The sequence below is a fragment of the Paenibacillus diazotrophicus genome (assembly GCF_042610465.1).
This window is the reverse complement of the sequence record NZ_JBGJZN010000001.1, coordinates 1876574-1897959: the sequence shown is the minus strand read 5'-3', so window position 1 is coordinate 1897959 and position 21386 is coordinate 1876574. Positions and strand designations below refer to the sequence as shown.

General features: G+C 48.5%; 20 protein-coding genes and 1 pseudogene. 15 read left to right on the top strand and 6 right to left on the bottom strand.

What is annotated here, in order from left to right:
• Window positions 1–120: 120 nt before the first annotated feature.
• Window positions 121–591, top strand: a complete 471-nt coding sequence (locus ACAN54_RS08625; RefSeq protein ID WP_379153023.1) for a Fur family transcriptional regulator — start codon at window positions 121–123, stop codon at window positions 589–591.
• A gap of 133 nt (window positions 592–724) precedes the next feature.
• Here the strand turns inward: ACAN54_RS08625 and ACAN54_RS08620 are convergent, their stop codons facing one another.
• Window positions 725–1405, bottom strand: coding sequence for a TIGR00266 family protein (locus tag ACAN54_RS08620; RefSeq protein ID WP_379153021.1), 681 nt, complete (start codon window positions 1403–1405; stop codon window positions 725–727).
• Between the two features lie 134 nt (window positions 1406–1539).
• Here ACAN54_RS08620 and ACAN54_RS29915 point away from each other — a divergent pair.
• Window positions 1540–1806: pseudogene (locus ACAN54_RS29915) on the top strand (hypothetical protein); the annotation flags it as partial.
• 40 nt (window positions 1807–1846) lie between these two features.
• Here ACAN54_RS29915 and ACAN54_RS08615 read toward each other — a convergent pair.
• On the bottom strand, window positions 1847–2680 hold the full coding sequence (locus ACAN54_RS08615) for a helix-turn-helix domain-containing protein (RefSeq protein ID WP_379153019.1): 834 nt from the start codon (window positions 2678–2680) through the stop codon (window positions 1847–1849).
• Window positions 2681–3006: 326 nt separating this feature from the next.
• Between ACAN54_RS08615 and ACAN54_RS08610 the strand changes: the two genes are divergently transcribed.
• The 7 genes from ACAN54_RS08610 (at window position 3007) to abnB (ending at window position 10979) form a co-directional block, all read left to right on the top strand.
• Window positions 3007–3774, top strand: a complete 768-nt coding sequence (locus tag ACAN54_RS08610) for a sugar phosphate isomerase/epimerase family protein (protein WP_379153017.1) — start codon at window positions 3007–3009, stop codon at window positions 3772–3774.
• A complete protein-coding gene (locus ACAN54_RS08605; protein ID WP_379153015.1) occupies window positions 3767–4864 on the top strand; it encodes a Gfo/Idh/MocA family protein in 1098 nt (365 codons plus the stop codon). Before ACAN54_RS08610 ends, ACAN54_RS08605 begins: the two co-directional genes overlap by 8 nt.
• A gap of 39 nt (window positions 4865–4903) precedes the next feature.
• Window positions 4904–5968, top strand: a complete 1065-nt coding sequence (locus ACAN54_RS08600) for a Gfo/Idh/MocA family protein (protein WP_379153013.1) — start codon at window positions 4904–4906, stop codon at window positions 5966–5968.
• Window positions 5969–6005: 37 nt separating this feature from the next.
• Window positions 6006–6974 (top strand): sugar phosphate isomerase/epimerase family protein, encoded by a 969-nt coding sequence (locus ACAN54_RS08595; protein ID WP_379153011.1) that lies wholly within the window; start codon window positions 6006–6008, stop codon window positions 6972–6974.
• A 4-nt stretch (window positions 6975–6978) separates the two neighbouring features.
• On the top strand, window positions 6979–7959 hold the full coding sequence (locus tag ACAN54_RS08590) for a phosphotransferase family protein (protein ID WP_379153009.1): 981 nt from the start codon (window positions 6979–6981) through the stop codon (window positions 7957–7959).
• A gap of 346 nt (window positions 7960–8305) precedes the next feature.
• Entirely contained in the window at window positions 8306–9376 is a 1071-nt protein-coding gene (locus ACAN54_RS08585) for an ABC transporter ATP-binding protein (protein ID WP_379153007.1), read from the top strand.
• Window positions 9377–9545: 169 nt separating this feature from the next.
• Window positions 9546–10979: an arabinan endo-1,5-alpha-L-arabinosidase AbnB gene (gene abnB, locus ACAN54_RS08580; protein ID WP_379153005.1), complete on the top strand. Its 1434-nt coding sequence runs from the start codon at window positions 9546–9548 to the stop codon at window positions 10977–10979.
• A gap of 170 nt (window positions 10980–11149) precedes the next feature.
• Here the strand turns inward: abnB and fabF are convergent, their stop codons facing one another.
• Window positions 11150–12388, bottom strand: coding sequence for a beta-ketoacyl-ACP synthase II (gene fabF, locus ACAN54_RS08575; RefSeq protein WP_379153003.1), 1239 nt, complete (start codon window positions 12386–12388; stop codon window positions 11150–11152).
• A 257-nt stretch (window positions 12389–12645) separates the two neighbouring features.
• Between fabF and ACAN54_RS08570 the strand changes: the two genes are divergently transcribed.
• Window positions 12646–13497 (top strand): helix-turn-helix transcriptional regulator, encoded by an 852-nt coding sequence (locus ACAN54_RS08570; RefSeq protein ID WP_379153001.1) that lies wholly within the window; start codon window positions 12646–12648, stop codon window positions 13495–13497.
• A gap of 114 nt (window positions 13498–13611) precedes the next feature.
• The gene (locus tag ACAN54_RS08565; RefSeq protein ID WP_379152999.1) at window positions 13612–14715 is read left to right on the top strand and encodes a citrate synthase; all 1104 of its coding nucleotides are present in this window, start codon (window positions 13612–13614) and stop codon (window positions 14713–14715) included.
• Between the two features lie 109 nt (window positions 14716–14824).
• Here the strand turns inward: ACAN54_RS08565 and ACAN54_RS08560 are convergent, their stop codons facing one another.
• Window positions 14825–15112 (bottom strand): hypothetical protein, encoded by a 288-nt coding sequence (locus ACAN54_RS08560; protein ID WP_379152997.1) that lies wholly within the window; start codon window positions 15110–15112, stop codon window positions 14825–14827.
• 140 nt (window positions 15113–15252) lie between these two features.
• Here ACAN54_RS08560 and ACAN54_RS08555 point away from each other — a divergent pair, with 140 nt between their 5' ends.
• Entirely contained in the window at window positions 15253–16017 is a 765-nt protein-coding gene (locus ACAN54_RS08555; protein WP_379154173.1) for an exodeoxyribonuclease III, read from the top strand.
• An 84-nt stretch (window positions 16018–16101) separates the two neighbouring features.
• Here the strand turns inward: ACAN54_RS08555 and ACAN54_RS08550 are convergent, their stop codons facing one another.
• Together ACAN54_RS08550 and ACAN54_RS08545 are read right to left on the bottom strand one after the other, a co-directional pair.
• Window positions 16102–17565, bottom strand: a complete 1464-nt coding sequence (locus ACAN54_RS08550) for a serine hydrolase domain-containing protein (protein WP_379152995.1) — start codon at window positions 17563–17565, stop codon at window positions 16102–16104.
• A 100-nt stretch (window positions 17566–17665) separates the two neighbouring features.
• Entirely contained in the window at window positions 17666–18760 is a 1095-nt protein-coding gene (locus tag ACAN54_RS08545; protein WP_379152993.1) for a VanZ family protein, read from the bottom strand.
• A 227-nt stretch (window positions 18761–18987) separates the two neighbouring features.
• Between ACAN54_RS08545 and ACAN54_RS08540 the strand changes: the two genes are divergently transcribed.
• From ACAN54_RS08540 to ACAN54_RS08530, 3 genes are all read left to right on the top strand, one after another.
• A complete protein-coding gene (locus tag ACAN54_RS08540; protein ID WP_379152991.1) occupies window positions 18988–19335 on the top strand; it encodes a hypothetical protein in 348 nt (115 codons plus the stop codon).
• A 123-nt stretch (window positions 19336–19458) separates the two neighbouring features.
• Entirely contained in the window at window positions 19459–20691 is a 1233-nt protein-coding gene (locus ACAN54_RS08535) for an aminopeptidase (protein WP_379152989.1), read from the top strand.
• Between the two features lie 192 nt (window positions 20692–20883).
• Window positions 20884–21384 (top strand): MerR family transcriptional regulator, encoded by a 501-nt coding sequence (locus tag ACAN54_RS08530; RefSeq protein ID WP_379152987.1) that lies wholly within the window; start codon window positions 20884–20886, stop codon window positions 21382–21384.
• The last annotated feature ends 2 nt before the right edge of the window (window positions 21385–21386 follow it).

Here is a 21386-nt window from a genome sequence, read left to right as displayed (position 1 = left end):
GATTTTTTTTGATGGTTTGTGCGTAACTTCCATGCATAATGTTATAATAATGTCAGACCCTTTACTCAAAGGGGCATTTATATTCTCAATCTGCGCTTCCTGAAAGGTGGGAGACTTAAGGTGAACCCGATTGCTACTATCAGTCAGCAATTTGCTGCCCAAAACTATAAATTGACGCCTCAGCGTGAGGCTATTGTCCAAGTTCTGCTTGATAATAAGAAGGACCGTTTAAGTGTTGAAGAAGTATATATGCTGGTGAAGGCCAGTTATCCGCATCTTGGACTAGCGACGGTGTACCGGACACTTGAACTGCTATGTGAACTTCATATTGTTGAAAAAATGAATTTTGGCGATGGGGCAGCACGTTATGATTTGCGCGATGATAATCATGCCCATATGCATCATCACTTGATATGCAATGTGTGCGGCAGGCTGGAGGAGATCAAGGACGATTGGCTCCATGACCTGGAGCTGCGGCTGGAGCAGGAATATGGCTTCATGGTTACGGATCACCGGCTGGACTTCAAAGGCACATACCATACATGCAAACGGAGCGGCTGTAAAGGAGAAAAGGAATGCCAGGCGGTTTAAGAAGTCTGGTTCAGCTATGAGCGGACGGTTAACAAGTTCAGGATTTAGCCAAGGCTGGAGCTTTTGCACCTCAAAAAAAACGGCATTTCAAGAGCGTACACCATACGCTTTGAGATGCCGTTTTTGCTATTGATCAAGGCCGGGACGGCACAAAAGACTTAATCCAAGTTCCGAAGCTGCCCGGATTACGGGATTGCACGAGCACCACGCCCTCACCGCGGAACCTGCAGACCAGAGCTTCACCACTCGTTAAGCTGTTCAACCAGCCGGAGGCTGCTTTTTCCACCTTGTAATCCATATAATCCGGCCAGGCCACCAGATGCCCGTTGTCGATGATCATTTCCTCGCCGGGTTCCAGATTAATGGCATGAATGGCTCCGAACGATGAGAGGAACACGGTTCCGCTGCCGCTGATCTCGATAATGAAGAATCCTTCTCCTGAGAATAGCCCTCGTGTCAGATTCTGCATTTTTGTATTGACCTGAATGCCATGGGTACCGGCGAGAAAGCCGTCCTTTTGTACATACAGCTTGTACGACCCGTCCAGCTCTATGGCCTGAATGTCACCAATGGAACCTGGAGAGAGCAGGACTTCACTTTGCCCTCTTGTCGCCGTCAGCTCCTGGAAGAAAAACTTCTCCCCGCTGAGCATTCTCCCGAGACCCCTCATCAGCCCCCCGTCAACAGTACCTCTAAGTTCCACATTCGGGGACATGGCGACCATGGCTCCCATCTCCGCTTTGACACTTTCACCCGGATTCAACTGCACCTTAAGCATGGCAAAAGCACCTTCGTACAATACATCGTATTTCATGAATTCCCCTCCGCATCCGTGGTTACCGGCTTTTCCTAGTTTTCACTTTCAAGGATACTGTACCCAAAGCTGCTTGTGCAAGCGGCCTGCGGCAGGCGTGATGATTATAGTCAACTTTACCGGGAAATTGTCATATGAATATGTTAAAATTAAAAATATCAGCAGGTTCTGACACCCATCTGCTGACCATTCAGAACAATAAAGGAGTGCAAGCGCAAATGGCACGCACAAAAACACAAAAGGCACTGCTTCAAGCAGAACGCTCCGGTACCTGGTGCGCGGAACGAAACCGCAGGAAGAACGATCAATACGGCACGATATCACAGCATGTCCGGGTTACCCCGAGCAAGCGGGAAAAACTTAATAAGGTCAAACACAAGGAGCGGATCTTTCAGGATGGCGCTCCTTTTGCATGTCTGGAGAAGGCGCAGAAGAATTATTTTACGGTAAAGAAGCCATTTCTGTCTGCCGGCTATACGTACGATATTGTTTGGGCGACATCCCGAAGCGTCCCCGGAACAAACGGTGGAAGTAAGTATAATTGGCAAAGCCGCATGTCTCGGAGACATGCTCCAGCGGCATAGGGCTGAAGGTGATCCGTTCCCGTGCCATATCCAGCCTGACGTCGTTCACATACTTGACGATTGTGGTGCCAAAAGCCTCTTTAAATAAATGAACCGCACGGGAGACCGAAATATCCACATGTCCCGCCACATCCTCAAGACGGAAAGGATAAGCGGCATGTTCCTCGACATATTGCTTCATGCGGTAAGCCAGATAGCCCTTAGGCGATACCGCTGGCTGTTCAGACATCAACCGGTCGATTTCCAGGCACAGAATCTGCAGATAACAAGCAGAGATCTCCGGTGAGGGGTTGGACAGCCGGCGCTGCTCCAGCACGATTTGGCGGAAGAGGCCAAGGAAATAATCACTTAGCGGCATGGGCAGAACCAGCGGGCGCTTCTTGCGGGTCCACCATTCTTCAATCCAGGGCCCCCCGCAAAAAATATGATAATCACCGCTTTCAATGCGGGGCTTCCCTACGGGATAGCTTTCTTTGTCGATGCTTAGATAATAAGGATCACTTGGTGCGAACAGCATAAGATCACCGCTCTCCACAGTGGTGAGAACACCATCGACCAGGGTCCGGCTTCGTCCTTCCGTCTGCAGACGCAGAAGATAATATTGAACGCTGTCACCGCCAGTCATATGGAATGGCTTACGGTGTACTGAGAATCCTGCAGACAGGATGTGGCAAGGTGCTGTATGTGTCATAGGTCCTCCCTGATGATGAAGTGGGGAAAATAAATAGTAAGCAGATTGTTCATGTATTAATCATATTCTTCATTTTATTATATACGCTTTCATATTACTATGAACCTGAGCAAAAAACATATAAATAAGGTGGAGGGGGCTTTATAGCGGCTCTGAAGGCTACATAGATACGCTAATGGAACATAAGGGATAAGGGAGACAGATATTGGAGATTCAGGTGCTTGCAGCCCTTTTGTTCAGGTGAGTCATGTAATCTGGCACCCAAGGACTAGGAGTAACAGAATAGATAGGAACGTACAAACCAAACCATGAGGAGTGAGGCAAACATGCTGAAGATCGGCTTGCAGCTGTATACGCTGAGAGAAGAACTGGAACAGGATTTTGAAGGAACCCTCCGCAAGGTGGCTGAGCTTGGATATGCCGGTGTGGAATTTTATCATTTCTTTGGACGGACGGCAGAGGAAGTGAATGCGCTGCTTCAAGAAACCGGTCTTACCGCACTCGGAGCACACCGTCCGTATGATGCCATGCTGAATGATACGGAGCAGGAGATCAGCTTCAATCTGGCTATCGGCAACCCCAATCTGATTGTCCCTTATTTGACTGAAGAGCAGCGGAATTGGGAAAAGGTTGCAGCAGATCTGCGGATTATCGGAGAGAAATGCAGCGCCCGCGGCGCCGTTCTTTCTTATCATAATCATGAATTTGAATTCACAGAGCAAATCGGCGGCCGGACCGCTTTTGATTATATCTTCGAAGAAGTTCCTGCAGAAGTATTGAAGGTGGAAATGGATACCTGCTGGGTATATTACGGCGGATATGATCCGGTAGAGTACATTCACAAATATTCCGGACGACTGCCCATTATCCATCTGAAGGATATGAAGAAGCTAGACGACGGATCGGCAGAGACAGTAGTTCTGGGCGAAGGGGAAGTAAATTTGGCCGATATTCTGGAAGCCGCTGATGCAGCAGGTGCAGAATGGGCAGTTGTAGAGCAGGATTATTGCAGCCGTTCACCGCTTGAAAGTGTAGCGGACAGCTTAAAATGGATTAAAGCATACGCCAATCAAGGAGGAAAAGTTCATGTCTAACAAACTCAAAATTGCTATTATCGGTTGCGGAGGTATCGCAAACGGCAAACATATGCCAAGTCTGTCCCGTCAAGAGAATGCCGAAATGGTGGCCTTTTGCGACATCATAGAGGAACGTGCACAGGAGGCGGCGAAAACCTACGGAACGAAGGATGCAGCTGTCTACACGGATTTCCGTGAGCTTCTGGCCCAAGGCGGTTTTGATATCGTTCATGTATGTACACCTAATGACAGTCATTCCGTGATCTCGGTAGCAGCACTTGAAGCCGGCAATCATGTGATGTGTGAGAAACCGATGGCTAAGACGACAGCCCAGGCTCAGGAAATGCTGGATGCTGCACGCAGGACCGGCAAAAAGCTCTCCATCGCTTATCAGAACCGCTTCCGTTCAGACAGTGAATACCTGAAGGGACTCTGTGAGAGCGGAGAACTGGGCGATATTTATTATGGCAAAGCCATTGCACTGCGTCGCCGTGCAGTACCTACATGGGGCGTATTCCTGGATGAAGAAAAGCAAGGCGGAGGCCCGCTGATCGATATCGGGACTCATGCGCTCGACCTGACCCTGTGGCTGATGGATAATTACAAACCGCGTATGGTAGTCGGCTCGACTTTCCACAAGCTGGGGCAGAAGAAAAATGCGGCCAATGCCTTCGGTCCATGGGACCCTGAACAATTTAAAGTAGAAGATTCTGCATTTGGTTTCATTACGATGGAGAATGGGGCTACAATCTCCCTGGAATCCAGCTGGGCGCTGAACGTATCGGAATTCGGTGAAGCCCAAACCATGCTTGCTGGCACAGAGGGCGGAGCGGACATGAAGGATGGTCTGCGTCTGAACGGAGAACGTGCCGGACGTCTGTATGAGACCAAAGTGGACCTCTCCTCGGGTGGTGTGGCATTCTACAGCGGTTCTGCTGAGAGTGAAGCGGACCGGGAAGCCCGCCTGTGGCTGGAAGCAGTAATTGAAGACAAGGAGCCGGTAGTTAAACCGGAACAGGCTTTTGTCGTTACACAAATTCTTGAAGCCGTCTATGAATCGGCACGTACAGGTCGTGCGGTGTATTTTGACGGAAGCACAGACAAGTAATTAGAAAAAGCAACATCTATTGAAACAGGAGTGGAGACCATGAGTTTACAGAAACATACCATTGTCATCATTGGTTATGGCGGTATGGGCAGCTATCACACACAATTGATTCAGGAGGACGGCCGCCTGGTGGTGGCTGGAACGTTCGACCTGCTGCAGGAGCGCCGAGGCGCCTCCGAAGCGGCAGGGTACACCGCTTACGTTAGCTATGAGGATGTACTGGCAGATCCAAAGGTTGATACCATACTGATTGCAACGCCGAACGATGTGCATAAAGATATCGCTATCTCTGCGTTCCAAGCAGGTAAGCATGTCATCTGTGAGAAACCGGTCGCTCTGTCGTCAGATGAGTTCAAAGAAATGACGGAGGCGGCAGAGGCGGCCGGGCGTGTACTGATGGTACATCAGAACCGGAGATGGGATGAAGACTTCCGGGTCATCAAGGAAATGTATGAGCGTAACACGATCGGTCCACTGTTCCAGCTTGAATCGCGTGTTCACGGAGCCAACGGTATTCCGGGTGACTGGAGGCATGTGAAGGCACAGGGCGGCGGCATGCTGCTGGACTGGGGGGTTCATCTGCTGGATCAGCTGTTGTTCATGATTGACAGTAAAGTAACCAGTGTGAGCAGCAGCCTGAGCTTTATTCTGGGCAATGAAGTGGATGATGGCTTCGAGGCCCTGCTGCAATTCGAGAATGGTATCAAAGCTGTCGTCGAAGTGGGGACTACCAATTTTATCACACTCCCAAGATGGTACGTCAAAGGTACAGAAGGCACAGGGATTATTGAAGATTGGTCATTGAGGGGCCGTATTGTTACCCGTAACCAGAAGAATGAGAGACGGGAACCTACCCCGATCCGCGCCGGTGTCGGTCTCACCAAGACCATGGCTCCTCCATCAGAAGGAGCGACGATTACTGAAGCGCTGCCGCAGGCAGTGGAACTGTCCTCCAGCTTCTATAGCAACTTTGCGGATGTAATTGAGGGCAAGGCAGAGCCGATTGTCAAAAATACCGAGGTAATGCGTGTATTGAAGCTAATAGAAGCGATATTTGAATCGGCTGAGACTAATCAGACCGTGAAGGATTTTGACTTGTACTAAACAGGATTAACAATCGTTAATGAGAGGCGGCAGAGCAATGAAACTTGGTGTATTTATGGTGCTTTTCGGCGGTCGCAAGCTGGAGGACGCGCTGGATTATGTAGCTTCCAAAGGACTTAAGGCAGTGGAGATCGGTACCGGAGGCAATCCGGGTAACAGTCATTGTGATCCCAAGCTGCTGCTGGAGAATGAGACAGCGCTCCAGGAATTCAAGCATGCAGTAGAGTCACGCGGTCTGATGATCAGTGCGCTGAGCTGTCACGGCAATCCGCTGCATCCCCAGAAAGAGCTCGCTCGCAAAGATCACGAGGATTTCGTGAACTCTGTGAAACTGGCGCAGAAGCTGGGTGTTTCAGTTGTGAATACCTTTTCTGGATGCCCGGGCGACCATGAACATGCCAAATACCCCAACTGGCCGGTAGCTCCGTGGCCGAATGATTATCAGGAGATTCTGTCTTGGCAATGGGAGAACAAGGTCATCCCTTATTGGACTGAATGGGGCGCGTTTGCTGCACAGCACGATGTGAAGATTGGCCTTGAGCTGCATGGGGGCTTCTCCGTGCACACACCGGCTACACTGCTCCGTCTGCGGGAGGCTGCAGGCGAAGTAATCGGCGCGAACCTTGATCCGAGCCATATGTGGTGGCAGGGTATTGATCCCGTGCAGGCCATTCATATCCTGGGACGCCAAGGTGCAATTCATCATTTCCATGCCAAAGATACCGTGATCGATCCGGTCAATGTGAATATGTACGGTTTGACCGATATGCAGTCCTACACGAATATGCTGGACCGGGCCTGGCAGTTCCGTTCAGTGGGCTACGGTCATGATGTGAAGGTCTGGGCGGATATCATCAGCGCACTGCGATTAGTTGGCTATGATTATGTAGTCAGCATTGAACACGAGGACGGGTTGATGTCTATTGAAGAAGGATTCTCCAAAGCAGTAGACAATCTCCGCCAGGTATTGATTGAGGAGCCTCTAGCCGATATGTGGTGGGTCTAAATGAATGGAGAGCTTTACAAAAGTCAAATTAGATGATCAGCAGCTTAGAGCATTAGTAACGGGCACATTTGGAAATGATATATCTTTGATCAGCAGCAAGGAGTTGACCGGAGGTTTTTTCAATACTGCTTATGATCTTGAACTATCAGACGGCAAATCCGTGATTCTGAAGGTCGCCCCTGCTGAGGAGACAGCAACGCTTAGCTACGAAAAAGACATCATGCGTGCTGAAGTGAAGGCGCTTCGCCTGGTTCTGGCCAGAGGCGGTATTCCGGTGCCGGCTGTGTATGGATTCGATGAGAGCTGTGAACGGATTCGAAGTCCTTATTTTTTCATGGAAAAGGTTGAGGGAACGCCCTACGATGAGGTCAAAGAGAGTCTCACGGACAAAGGTAAAGCCTCCATTGAACGGGAGCTGGGCCGATATCAATACCTGATTAATAAAATTACTGGCGAACATTTTGGGCTTTTTGGAGAATCTGCAGGAGCCGCGGGAAGAACATGGCGTGAGACTTTTACAACCATGATTCATGCTGTGCTGGATGATGGCGAAAGATTGGAAGCTAAGCTACCGTCTTCCTATGAGGACATCAGGCAGGGGTTGGAGAGGTATCTGCCTGCACTTGATGAGGTAACTGAACCTCGTCTGATTCACTGGGATCTGTGGAATGGCAATATTTTTGTCAAAGACGGTGTGATCGTGTCGATCATTGACTGGGAACGCGCGCTCTGGGGGGATGTGCTGCTTGAATATTACTTCCGCCATTTTGAGAATTCTCCTGCGTTCCTGGAGGGCTACGGCGTACCTTTTAACACTCCTGGTGAGCAGCTCCGCATCAGGTTGTACGACCTGTATCTTGATCTGATTATGGTCATTGAGTGTTATTCCCGGCAATACAAGGATGAGAATCATGTACGCTGGGCCTTTGATAATTTGCGTGAAACCTTGAAAGACTTTGTAGATACAGTTGAAGAGAAAGTGTGAAAAAGCGAAGGCCGGTTCTCACAGGAGACACCGGTCTTCTTGCCGGTAATAGCAGCAACGGCCTTAGCACAGCCATGTAGAATTTTGCTATACCCTTGTGTTTCGTGTATATTTTGTAAAGGCTTATTTCTTGTAAGCGTGAATTAAGCCAGCTCTAATAAATTGGGTATTTCCTATTTTAGAAATGTCTGTTTTCACAAGTATGAAGACGTTTGCTACGGCATCGCCGATTTTCAGAAAATTCTTGACGTAAGCACATGTAAATAGATAAAATAATACTTATTGTGTGTTTTTTACGTATTGAGAATCTTTATCGTAATTTGAAAAGAAACGAGAGGGTGACAGGATGGAGCGCCTTTTAGAGGTAAAAGACCTGGCTATATCATTCAGAACACGCGGAGGCGAAGTACAAGCAATCCGTGGAGTTAGCTTTCATGTGAATAAAGGGGAAACACTGGCGATCGTGGGCGAATCCGGTTCCGGTAAGAGCGTAACTTCGCAGGCCGTTATGAAGCTGGTTCCCCAGCCGATGGGTGAATACAAGCGCGGACAGATTTTGTTCGACGGTCAGGACCTAATCGGTAAAACGGAAAAGCAAATGCAGAAGATCCGCGGGAAAGAAATCGGAATGATTTTTCAGGACCCGATGACTTCGCTGAATCCGATGATGAAGGTCGGCAAGCAAATTACCGAAGTGCTGTTCAAGCATGAGAAAATCACCAAGGATGCTGCGTACAAACGCGCTATCGAACTGTTGAATCTGGTGGGTATTCCTTCACCGGAACGCCGTTATCAGCAGTATCCGCATGAGTTCAGCGGCGGGATGCGCCAACGTGTGGTTATTGCAATGGCACTTGCGGCTAACCCTAAGCTACTGATTGCCGATGAGCCGACAACCGCGCTCGATGTAACGATTCAGGCACAAATTCTGGATCTGATGAAGGACCTTCAGAAGAAGATTGATACCGCAATTATCTTCATTACACATGATCTTGGAGTTGTAGCCAGAATGGCTGACCGTGTTGCGGTAATGTATGCCGGTCAAATTGTTGAGATGGGTACAGCAGAAGAAATCTTCTATGACCCGAGACACCCGTATACCTGGGGATTGCTGGCTTCCATGCCAAGTCTCGAGAGCAAAGGATCTTTGCTTACTGCGATTCCAGGAACGCCTCCAGATCTGATCAAGCCGCCAAAGGGCGATGCTTTTGCACTCCGCAGCACTTATGCGATGCAGATCGACATGGAGAAAGAACCACCAATGTACAAGGTATCTGATTCCCATTTGGTGAAGTCTTGGCTCATGCACCCCATGGCGCCTGCGGCAGAACCGCCTGAAGTGGTGAAGAAGAGACAGCGCGTGCTTAGCAATGCATATCCTCAACCGGTGCTGGTAGAGAACGCCGGCGATTATTAATAATAGTAACGAGGCGTCAAGTTCCTTAACGGGCTTGGCGCTTTTTTTGTGCTGAATAAAAGATTATACTTTAAGTAAATGTGAAACATAACTAATATATATAAATAAAAGTATTGACTATTTCATTTCCGGACGGCAAAATGTAAGGGTATACATAGGAGGCTAGAGGATGAAAAAAAGAATGTTTACCACTTTAATATCGTTGTCTATATTGTCGGCATGCAGCAGTAGTAACAGCAACCCTGAATTTAGTAATGTTTCTGTTCATGACCCCTCTGTAATCAAAGTGAATGATACGTTTTATGTCTTTGGTTCCCACCTGGCTTCAGCCAAATCCAAGGATCTGATGAATTGGACACAGTTGTCTTCGGGCGTTGCCGATGGCAATGTACTTATACCTAATGTAACCGAAGAATTAAGTGAGACACTCAGCTGGGCGCAGTCGGATACCCTCTGGGCACCTGATGTCATCCAGCTATCCAACGGGAAATTTTATATGTACTATGACGCCTGCAGAGGAGATTCTCCACTGTCGGCGATGGGAATCGCAGTATCTGACAACATTGAGGGACCCTACACAAACAAAGGGATTATTCTTAAATCCGGTATGGCAGGCACCGGCGATGACGGTGAGATTTATGATGCAACGGAGAAACCTAACGTAGTGGATCCGGATGTGTTTTTTGATAAGGAAGGCAAGCTTTGGATGGTGTATGGCTCCTATTCTGGGGGGATCTTCATTTTAGAGCTGGATCCCGCGACCGGGTTTCCGCTGCCTGATCAAGGTTATGGCAAGAAGCTGCTAGGGGGCAATCATGCCCGGATTGAAGGGCCTTATATGCTCTACAGTCCGGAGACCGATTATTACTATCTTTTCCTCTCATATGGGGGTTTGGATGCGAACGGCGGCTATAATATCCGCGTTGCCCGCTCCAAGAATCCGGATGGTCCCTTTGAAGACTCGGAAGGCAAGGCTATGATTGATGCGAAAGGTACAGCTGGCGTACTGTTCGATGATCCGGCATACTCTCCATATGGAGTGAAGCTGATGGGTAATTTCGAATTCACAAATACAGAAGATGAAGCGGAGTCTGGAAGTAGTGGTTATGTGTCTCCAGGACACAATTCAGCTTATTACGATGCCAAGAGCGGTCAGTATTTCCTCATTTTCCATTCCCGTTTTCCTGGAAGAGGTGAGGAACATGAGGTCCGTGTACATCAGATATTTATGAATACAGACGGATGGCCGGTGGTAGCTCCGCACCGTTACAGTGGAGAAAAGATTGGAAAGTACACTACCAAAGAGATCAGCGGCGGCTATGGATACATCAACCACGGCAAAGACATCACTGCTGATATAGTCAGCTCGGAATCCATTGAATTCACAGCTGACGGGAAGATCACGGGGGCGGTTGAAGGCACCTGGAAGTTGACTGGAGATCATAATGCAGAGGTGACTATTGATGGAGTGGCTTACAGCGGAGTTTTCCTGAAGGAGTGGAATGAAGCGGCTGGTAAAAACGTAATGACGTTTTCAGTGGTCTCAACTGCTGGCGTCACACTCTGGGGAAGCCATGATGTGCCGGATACCGATAAGAATTAAACGTTACACCAACCCGCTACCCAATATATAGCAAGAGTAATAATCTTCTGGTGATTCCTGCCACAAAAGCACCAGCAGTTATACCAGTAATTATGCCTCCAGACCCACCTGTTGTGTAGGGGGCTGGAGGCTTTTTATTCTTATAGACATTCCTTAAGTTGAGTGCCTAGTTACTCTGTGTATTTCCGCAGCACAATAACTGCATTATGTCCTCCGAAGCCAAAAGAATTAGAGATTCCGATATGCAGATCCGCTTGGCGTGCGATATTAGGTACGTAATCGAGGTCACAGACTTCATCCGGCTCCTCCAGATTGATGGTAGGCGGAATAATGCCCTTCCTGATGCTTTGGATGAGTGCAATGGCCTCAAGACCTCCGGCGCCGCCCAGGGCATGCCCTGTCATTGATTTATTGGCTGTGACCGGAATACGGTAGGCTTGATCGCCGAACAGTTTTTTGATCGCCATCGTTTCGGAACGGTCACCCACCAGAGTGCTGGTAGCATGAGCGCTGATCACATCCACATCCCCAGGCTCTATCCCGGCCTCCTTAATCGCCAGCTTCATCGCCTGATAGGCGCCTATACCTTCGGGATGAGTAGCCACCATGTGATAGGCATCGGAACTGGCACCGTAACCGGTTACTTCACCGTAAATGACGGCATTTCTCTTCAGCGCATGAGACAAGGACTCCAGAATGACAATCCCGCTCCCTTCTCCGATGACAAACCCGTCACGATTCGCATCAAATGGGCGGCTTGCTTTGTGCGGGTCCTCATTATGGGTGGACAACGCAGTCGCATTTCCGAAGCTGGCCAGTGATATTTCGTTAATTGCAGCTTCGGTGCCTCCTGCAATGATGATATCGGCACCGCCGAAACGGATCATCCGGAAGGCTTCACCTATAGCTGTATTGCCGATGGAACAGGCAGTTACAGGGGAGAGAGTAGGGCCAAGTGCCCCAAGCTTAATACTGATCAGGGCTGCAGCCATATTGGAGATCAGCATAGGGATCAGCGTCGGACTGACTCTTTCCGCACCACGGGAACGCAGCACATCGGCTTGCTCCATCAAGGTCTGAATACCTCCGACTCCTGAGCCTACGTATACCCCAATTCGTTCGCGGTCGATTTTGTCTAACTGAAGTCCGGAATCTGCCCAAGCATCTTCGGCAGCAGCCAGGGCGAATTGGCTGAACCGGTCCATCCGCCGGGCCTCCTTACGTCCAAACCTGCCCTCAGGATCGAAATCGTGCACAGCACCAGCGATCTTTGCTTTGAAATGTGTGGTATCAAAGGTGGTGATCGGAGAAATCCCTGATTCTCCTGCAACCAGGCGTCCCCAGAATTGTTCTACTGTATTTCCAAGCGGCGAGACCAAACCCATGCCTGTTATTACTACGCGTTCCATAATGAATGATCCTCCTAAAAGTTTTGATAGCATAAGCTCCATGTGAATCGACTCCGCAAAACTGGCTTCGTAAGCATCTACATGTTTTGATAGCATAAGCTCCATGTGAATCGGCTCCGTATAACTTGCTGACGAAGCATGTAACTGTTTTTGTTATACGTTTATTTTTCCACTTAATTTATCCTATTACAAGTTGTCGTTTATCATAGTATAATTAGTGCTATTCTAAACTTCATTCAGGAAGAGGCGCTTAACTTATGTCCACTCAAACCAGACTTCAGGCTTTATCAGACTTCTTAAAAGCAAGGCGGGCTGCGATATCCCCTGCATCGGCCGGGCTGCCTCAAGGTACGCGCAGAAGAACTCCGGGTCTGAGGAGGGAAGAGGTTGCGCAGCTGGCAGGAGTCAGTAACACTTGGTACACTTGGCTGGAGCAAGGCAGGGACATCAAAGTTTCGCCTTCTGTATTGGACTGTATTGCTGCTGCTTTGCAGCTTACCAAAGATGAGCGTAGCTATTTATTTGCCCTGGCACTGGAGAACGGTCCCGGCGCTGCCCTTTATCCGCAGGAGAATATCTCTGAGATCAGTCCTTCACTGCAGAAGATCCTGCAGGAATTAACCAATTGTCCAACCATAATTTCTGACCGCCGATGCGGGATCGTTGGTTGGAATGCAGCCGCAGCCCATGTATTTCTCGACTTTGCTACACTGCCGCCTGAGGAGAGGAATATGATCTCCCTACTGTTTGTGCGGAAGGAATTCAAGCGCCTTGCCGTGAACTGGCAGCAGTTCGTCAGAGGGTATTTATCCATATTCCGGGCCTATTACGGCCAATACGTGGAGGATCGCTGGTATGATGATTTCATTGCGGAGATGAAGCAGCAGCATACGGAGTTCAATCTGCTATGGGAAGAGAGCCGGGTTAGCTCAGCACCTGACGTAGTGCTTGAATTCCGTCACGCCAAAGCGGGCAAAATGCTGTTTCATCTCACTTCGCTCCAAGTACACGGCAGTACTGATTTGCGGTGCAGTATCTATACGCCAGAAGGCGATTCCAACACTGAAGCCAAACTTAAGCAGTTAATGGAGCAGCATGTAGAGGAATGATGATAAAAAATCTTTATGGATTCATAAAAAACTATAAATATGCAATGTAAGGTTTGGCGTTTATACTCCTAATATGATGTTTAACTTATGGAATCGGAAAAGGAGTGCAGCATAATGGCAAAAGTCACCGGATTAGAAGGCATTGTGGCAGGAGAAACCAACATTGGTCTGGTAGATGGAGAAATGGGGTATTTGGTATACCGGGGATATTGGGCAAAAGAGCTTGCAGTCACGCGTACATACGAAGAAGTGGCCTATTTGCTGTGGAACGGGCATCTTCCTTCTGCGGATGAGCTGGAACTGCTAAAGAGCGAGATGGCCGTATCCCGTAAATTGCCTGAATATCTCCGCCAGATCATAGAACTGATGCCTGCGTCTGTACCTATGATGCTGGTGCTGCAGAGCTCTGTTGCTGCGCTTGGCGGGCAGGGAAACTCCACTTGGCCTCCGGTAATTGGGCAGGCGGTCAGGTTGGCATCCATCCTGCCGACTATTATTGCTTACAGATATCGTACACTGAATGGATTAACACCACTGGAACCGCTATCTGAACTTGGTCATGCTGCCAATTACTTATATATGCTTACTGGAGAAAAGCCAACGGAGGCGCATGTGAAGGCACTTAGCGCATACCTGATTCTATGCATGGAGCACGGGATGAACGCTTCAACATTCGCTGCCCGCGTTGTGCTCTCTACCGAATCGGACATGAATGCTGCGGTAGCCGGTGCAATCGGAGCGATGAAAGGGCCGCTGCATGGCGGTGCTCCATATGAGGTGATATCGATGCTTGAGGATATCGGAACCAAGGAGCGGGCGGAACCGTGGCTGCGGAATGCTCTGGATAGTGGCACCAAGCTCATGGGTTTCGGGCACCGGATCTATAAAACCAAGGATCCGCGTGCGGAAGCTCTTCAGATCGCGACACAGGAAATGATCGGCAAGGATCCTTCTTTTGATCTGGCACTTCATGTAGAAGCTACGGCGATACATTTACTTCAAGAATACAAGCCGGGCCGGAGATTGTTCACCAATGTTGAGTTTTATGCAGCAGCTATTTTGAAGGCGCTGGAGCTTTCTCCGGATATTTTCACACCAACCTTTACAGCTGGAAGAATTATTGGCTGGACCGCTCATATTATGGAGCAGGCAGAGAACAACCGGATTTTTCGGCCGCAATCTGTCTATACAGGATCTATGCCCAAGAACGAATTCTAAAGAACAGTATGGATGCGCAAAAACAACCCCAGCCGATAAGCGGCCGGGGTTGTTCATATAGAGGAGATGGTCATGAGCGAGAGTATGAGGGGGATACTCTGGGGTTTTTTTAGAAGTCGGATGTCGCAATTTCAATAGTGCCAAAGACAGCGCCGGCAGCCGTGCTGAGAAGAGCGGCTACGAGCAGAGCACTCACGCTAAGTGTAAGGCTGTTCAGTGCAGGAATGGTATAAGTGACAACTGGAGCGTTGACCCGGTAGATGACAAGATCCACGGGGAATGCGGAATTGTTGTTTACTGTTACAGCTGCGTTAATGCCACCTGACAGATTCTCGTAATATGATTTACCTACAGATGGAGCCAGATTAAAGTATTGAATGGGTAACAAGATAGCCATGGTAACGACCTCCTTTTCATTTGATAGAATATTATATTCGGTTACTCTATTATTGCTTTGACAAATGACATAGGAGATTCGCACAAATATGATATGTTACACTTAGAATAATACTGTTAATAGTAAGGAGAATTCATATGATCAAGCTGGTGTCCTGGAATGTGAATGGACTAAGAGCCTGTGTTAGCAAAGGCTTCATGGATTACTTCAAAGAAACGGATGCAGATATTTTCTGTGTGCAGGAAACTAAACTTCAGGCGGGGCAGATTCTTCTGGATATGGGAGAAGAGTATGAGCAATACTGGAATTATGCAGTGAAAAAAGGGTATTCAGGAACGGCGGTATTCACAAAAATCAAGCCACTCTCTGTAAGATACGGAATGGAAGAGGACTCTGAACCCGAAGGCCGGTTGATTACACTGGAATTCGCCGGCTTTTATCTCGTAAATGTCTATACTCCAAATGCACAACGTGAGCTGGCGAGACTGGATTACCGGCTGGAATGGGAGGATCGCTTCCGCAGCTATCTGCTGGAGCTGGACAAGCTGAAGCCAGTACTGGTATGCGGAGACCTGAACGTAGCCCATCAGGACATCGATTTGAAGAATGCCAAAGCCAACCGCGGGAATTCAGGTTTTACCGATGAAGAGCGGGGGAAGATGACAGTACTACTGGAGTCAGGATTCATTGATACGTTCAGACACCTGCACCCGGATCAGGAGGGAGCCTACACCTGGTGGTCTTATATGCCGAAGATCAGAGAACGGAATGTGGGTTGGCGTATCGATTACTTTCTGGCCTCTTCACGATTAGCGCCGAAGCTGAGGATGGCGGGAATAGAGTGTAGCGTAATGGGCAGTGATCATTGCCCGGTGGTAGTGGAGTTTGAGGATATACAGGAATAATGGGCAGGTTGGGTAAAAACTAAACAAGGGCCGTACATCCCACATCAGGGGTGTACGGTCCTTGTCGTTAATCCAGATGATTATTTACAACAAATGGCCGGTAACTACGGTTTCCAGATCTTCAGCTGACATAGACACATTATATTGCTGCTTAACCACAATGGAAGATTCTTGGAATGTGATCTCTACAGTAAATCGGAAGGGAGTTTCTACGAACAAGAGGGTCAGCAGCAGCGTATCCTCGGTGACCCAGGTAAAGCTGGACATGATTAGATTCCTAGTATTATCCAGAATGCTGGCGGTGCTTTCAACCCATTCCCCGCGGCCCAAAGAAACCTTTTGTTCACCCGACGGTCCTTGCAGTGTTAATTCAGCCGCTGATTCGCTAAAAGAAACCGCCAGTGCATCCAGCTGCAGCGAGTTGGCTTCCAGTGTATAGACTTTGCCGTTCACTGTTTCTTCCAAGCTTGAAAAGGGGGCTATCTCTGGAGGCTGAATATTTAGTTGGGCTAACTGTACATTCAACTCCGCTGCAGCAGGATCGTTATCAACAATTACATGTTCATTTGTCATGGCAGGCAGAAGGTGCTCCCATACTCCGTTCATAATACGCTGCATATCACTGCTGCCGCTTGTTATGGCAACTACCGCATCCTGTTCTGGCATTACGATACAGAATTGGCCAAAGGCTCCGTCTCCGCGGTATACGTCATGGCGGCAACGCCAGAATTGAAAGCCATAACCCTGTGCCCAGTCGCTGGAAGCTGCACCCGGACTACCATCATCGTTGCTGATTTGCTTGGAGGTAGCGGCCGCAATCCATTCTTGGGTCAGCAGCTGAGTATTGTTCAATACCCCTTGCTGCAGATACAATTGTCCGAATGCGGCAATGTCTTCGGTAGTGATACTTAACCCGAATCCGCCCAGATTGACCCCCCGGGGACAAGAGCCCCAAGTCGGATGTTGAATGCCCAGCGGAACAAACAAGCGGGGTTCCAGGTATTCCAGTAAAGTGAGACCGCTTACTTTTTGCAAAATGGCAGAGAGCATGTACGAAGCTCCAGTGTTGTACAGGAAATGTGTACCAGGTGTCTTATCGACCGGAAGCCGGAGGAATGTTCTGACCCAGTTGACGTCTTCGCTGCTCATCATAGTTGGCATGGTATCTACTGTATGGCCCGTACCCATCATCAGCAGGTGGCTAATATTCATCAGTGCCAGATTGGGGCTGATGTCCTCCGGAGCATCCTCGGGAAAGAAGGCCACAACCCGGTCCTCCAGGGATAATAATCCTTCTGCCACTGCCAGTCCGATAGCGGTTGAGGTGAAGCTTTTGCTGAGTGAAAATAAAGAATGTTGCAGCTCGGGTTGATAAGGCGACCACCAGCCTTCCGCTATTACAGCACCATGGCGCAGCAACATGAAGCTATGAAGACCTAATTGCTGCTCTTCCATCGCATTAAGAAAAGAAGAAACTGCTGCTGACGGGATCCCCTGCGCTTCCGGCAGGCTTCTTGGAAATTGACGTTTCTGTTGCGTATTTTCCATAATCCTATCTCCCTTGAATGATATGGATAAAAGCTTATAACCCCTATATTATAACAATCATGAACAAGATACGAGAGTCCTGTATGGGACCCCTATAGGTTCAGACGGAATCTGACAATGGACTCCCGGAGTCTGCGTGCTCCTTGTCGGGCCAGGTAATTCTGTTACGGGTCCGGCTAAGTTGTTCATACACCAGCACCGGATTTCGCTTGAATACACGGATTACAAGATGGACAAAGAATGCGAGATTCATGAACATGACTGCGCCGTACACGATTCCCATCCATGGACCTGGCAAATTCGAGAGCCGTGAGGGAGAAAGCAGATGTATATTCATACCCACCAGTATTCCATACAGGAACAGGTATCTTACGATTAATCCCCATAACCGGTTGCGGCCGTCTTCGCTGCTGATGCGGATCCGGACCACCCATTTGCCAAAGGTCCTCCCTCCGGTACACCAAGGTATCACCACAAAATATATACCTGTTGTGATCCAATAAGCGTATGGCACCTGGAAGGAATAGAGCAGCAGCAATACCATGCTCCAGATTGGTGCGTCTAATACCGAGGCGATGCTTCTGCGGGTATAGGTGACTCTTTTGGCAGATAAATCTACCCGTGTATCGAGCTGTTCGATTCGTGGCAACAGTGCGGATACCCAGAGTGCAATCCGGTAACCGGCAATTCCGCCCAGCGTATTGGTCAATAGATCGTCAACATCAAAGATCCGGTAGGGATGATCAAAAAATCCGAAGAGAGCCGTGATCTGGGTGATCTCAAAAAGCAGTGACAGCGTAAAGGAAAGCAGAATGCAAACGACCCAGCGTGTGCGGAAATAATAACCCAGGAACATCCCAAAGGGTACCGTCAACAATACATTGAACAATGCCTGAAGGAAATCCGGTTGTCGTAGTATCTTCCAATACGATAAAGGGTCATCGGAGCTGATGTTGGAATTGCGGATGATATCCTGAATGAAATGCAGCGGTATATGCTGAATCATATTTCCGATAGGGTAGGCATTATGCCTGGACGACGGCATGGGAAGCATAATCAGATAAAAGGCGTTCAGCAAATAGAGCAGCAGCAAATAAAGAATAAGTGCCCTAATCTTGTTGATATAGCCATGGCGTCTGTATTGGACCATAAGAAATGGGAGCGTGAACAGCAGCGCTGCCACAGGAAAAGACATGAATGCGTAGGAAATTGGAAATAGATAGGATTGAAGCATGATCCACCTGCCGTAAATAGAATAGTAGTTGTGGTGTGTACATGAAATAAATCTGAACATGAAATAAACCAATGAGTACCCTTCGTATGTTAGACGCCGCGTTGTGCCGGTAACCCTGCAATGCGGAGTGACACTTATTTATTGAGCCTATCCGGCATACATATGTCTGGAGAGGAGCGTGAAGCAAGATGGACAAGAAAGTACAGCAATATTACAAACTGAAGGCCAAGCAGAAGGAGATGGAGAAAGAACTGGGCGAGCTTCGGCAAGAGATCCTGGCATTTTGTGCGCAGCAGGGACAGGCGGACAATGAAATCGGAGGCTACAGAGTGAAGCTGGTCACGCAAAACCGCAGGGAATACGATGATGACAAGCTATACCGGACGTTATCTGATCCTGAGGTCTGGCGATTGCTCTCCAAAGCGGACTCGGCGAAAATCGCCAGTCTGATTAAACTGAATATTATCGAAGAAGAAAAAATCGCCCATACGTATGCTGTCAAGACAGTTACACTGCTGCAAGTAGATAAGAAATAAATCCATTCTTGAATCGTGTATTTAGTAAAGAAATCGCCACCTCCGGCATTTTGCGCTAAAATAAAGGAAGTGTTCCTTTATATATTTGAATAGAGCAATCCATGATACGGAGGAAATGAAGCGATGAAGGATTTTGATGTAATGCTGGAAAAGTATGCTGACCTGGTTGTCAAGGTCGGAGTAAATGTGCAGTCTGGTCAAGTACTTATGATTCATTCGCCACTGGAAACGGCAGAGCTAACTCGTCTGATTGTAGGCAAGGCCTATGAAGCAGGAGCCAAATACGTGCTTGTGGATTGGGATGATGAAAAGGTAACACGTATTCGTTATGAGAAGGCTGCAGATGATTCTTTTGGATATTACCCGCAGTGGCATGCAGATATGCTGGAAGGGTTCGCGGAAGAAGGTGGGGCTGTATTACATATCAAAGTACCTGATCCGGAATTATTCCGCGGTATTGATTCCTCCAAAGTTTCCACGGCAGTGAAAGCTGCAGCCATAGCACGCAAGAAATATCAGAGCTATACCCGCAACAGCCGGATTAGCTGGTCGCTGATCAAGGCGCCAACACGGGCTTGGGCGGACAAAGTGTTTGCTGATCTACCGGAGGAACAGCGTGTGGAAGCCATGTGGGAAGCGGTATTCCAGATGAACCGTGTGGGCAGCGAGGATCCGGTAGCCGCGTGGCGAGCACATATTGCAGACCTCAAGCAATCCCAGGAACGGATGAATGCCAAACGCTACAAAAGTCTGCATTACCGCGCTCCTGGAACGGATCTTCATGTGGAGCTTCCAGAGAGACATCTCTGGCGCGGCGGCGGCGGCGAAAATGCCGGCGGGGTCTATTTTGTAGCCAATATGCCGACAGAAGAAATCTATACCATGCCGCACCGCAAAGGAGTCAACGGTACTGTCAGCAGCACGATGCCGCTTAATTTGAATGGACGGCTAGTAGATGGTATCAAGCTCACTTTTACGGACGGTAAAGTAACTGCATATGATGCCGAATCCGGGCGGGAGCATCTGACTTCCCTGCTGGAAACGGATGAAGGCGCCTCTTATCTGGGAGAGGTGGCACTGGTACCACATGATTCTCCTATTTCAAATCTGAATAGAGTCTTCTACAATACTGGAATCGACGAGAATGCTTCTTGTCACTTTGCACTCGGCAGTGCGTATCCGGTAAATATAGAAGGCGGAACCTCACTTAGCAGCGAGGAGCTGCTGGAGCGGGGAGCCAATGTAAGCCTGACGCATGTTGACTTCATGATAGGCTCTGCAGAGCTTGATATTGATGGCGAATTAGCCGATGGGACCATTGAACCTGTCTTCCGCAAAGGAAACTGGGTACTATAGAACACATGGGAATGTGATCCTATTTGTTGTTCCGGTTACTGAAGCTGCGAACCCCTCTAAGGGTGGGTTTGCGGCTTTTTTAGAATCGTCATAAACCGTGTGGATAAGCTTTCATTGAAAATATTTTTGTTGCACCTTACGTAACGTCATCTTTTATAATCAATGTACGTTAGCGCTAACGAAGGAGTGACTATGGGACAGTATTGGAAGGTAGGAGACCTTGCGAAAATAACGGGACTTACCGTTCGTACCCTTAGATTTTACGATCAAATCGGTTTGTTTTCGCCGTCCGGACAGACCGACTCCGGTCATCGACTGTACAACGAATCCGACCTGTCGCGTCTGCAGCAGATTGTATCCCTTAAGGAGCTTGGCCTATCCCTTGATGAAGTGAAATGTCTTCTGGAAGGCGGGCAGATCAGTGCACTTGAGATCGTTGACCTGCAAATAGCACGGATCAAAGACCAAATCAAGCTGCAGCAGAGACTTCTAGAACAACTCCAATATGTATCCAAGTCCATTCAAGTAAAGGCTCCCTTAACGGTGGAAGACTTTACAAGTATCCTATACACAATGAAAATGAGCCATGAAAAGCGGGTTATCGAGCGTCGGATGAGCTGGGAGCACAGACTGGATACTCTAGGAAATTTGCTTGATGCTGAACATGAAGCAACAAAATCAAAGGAGGATTAACC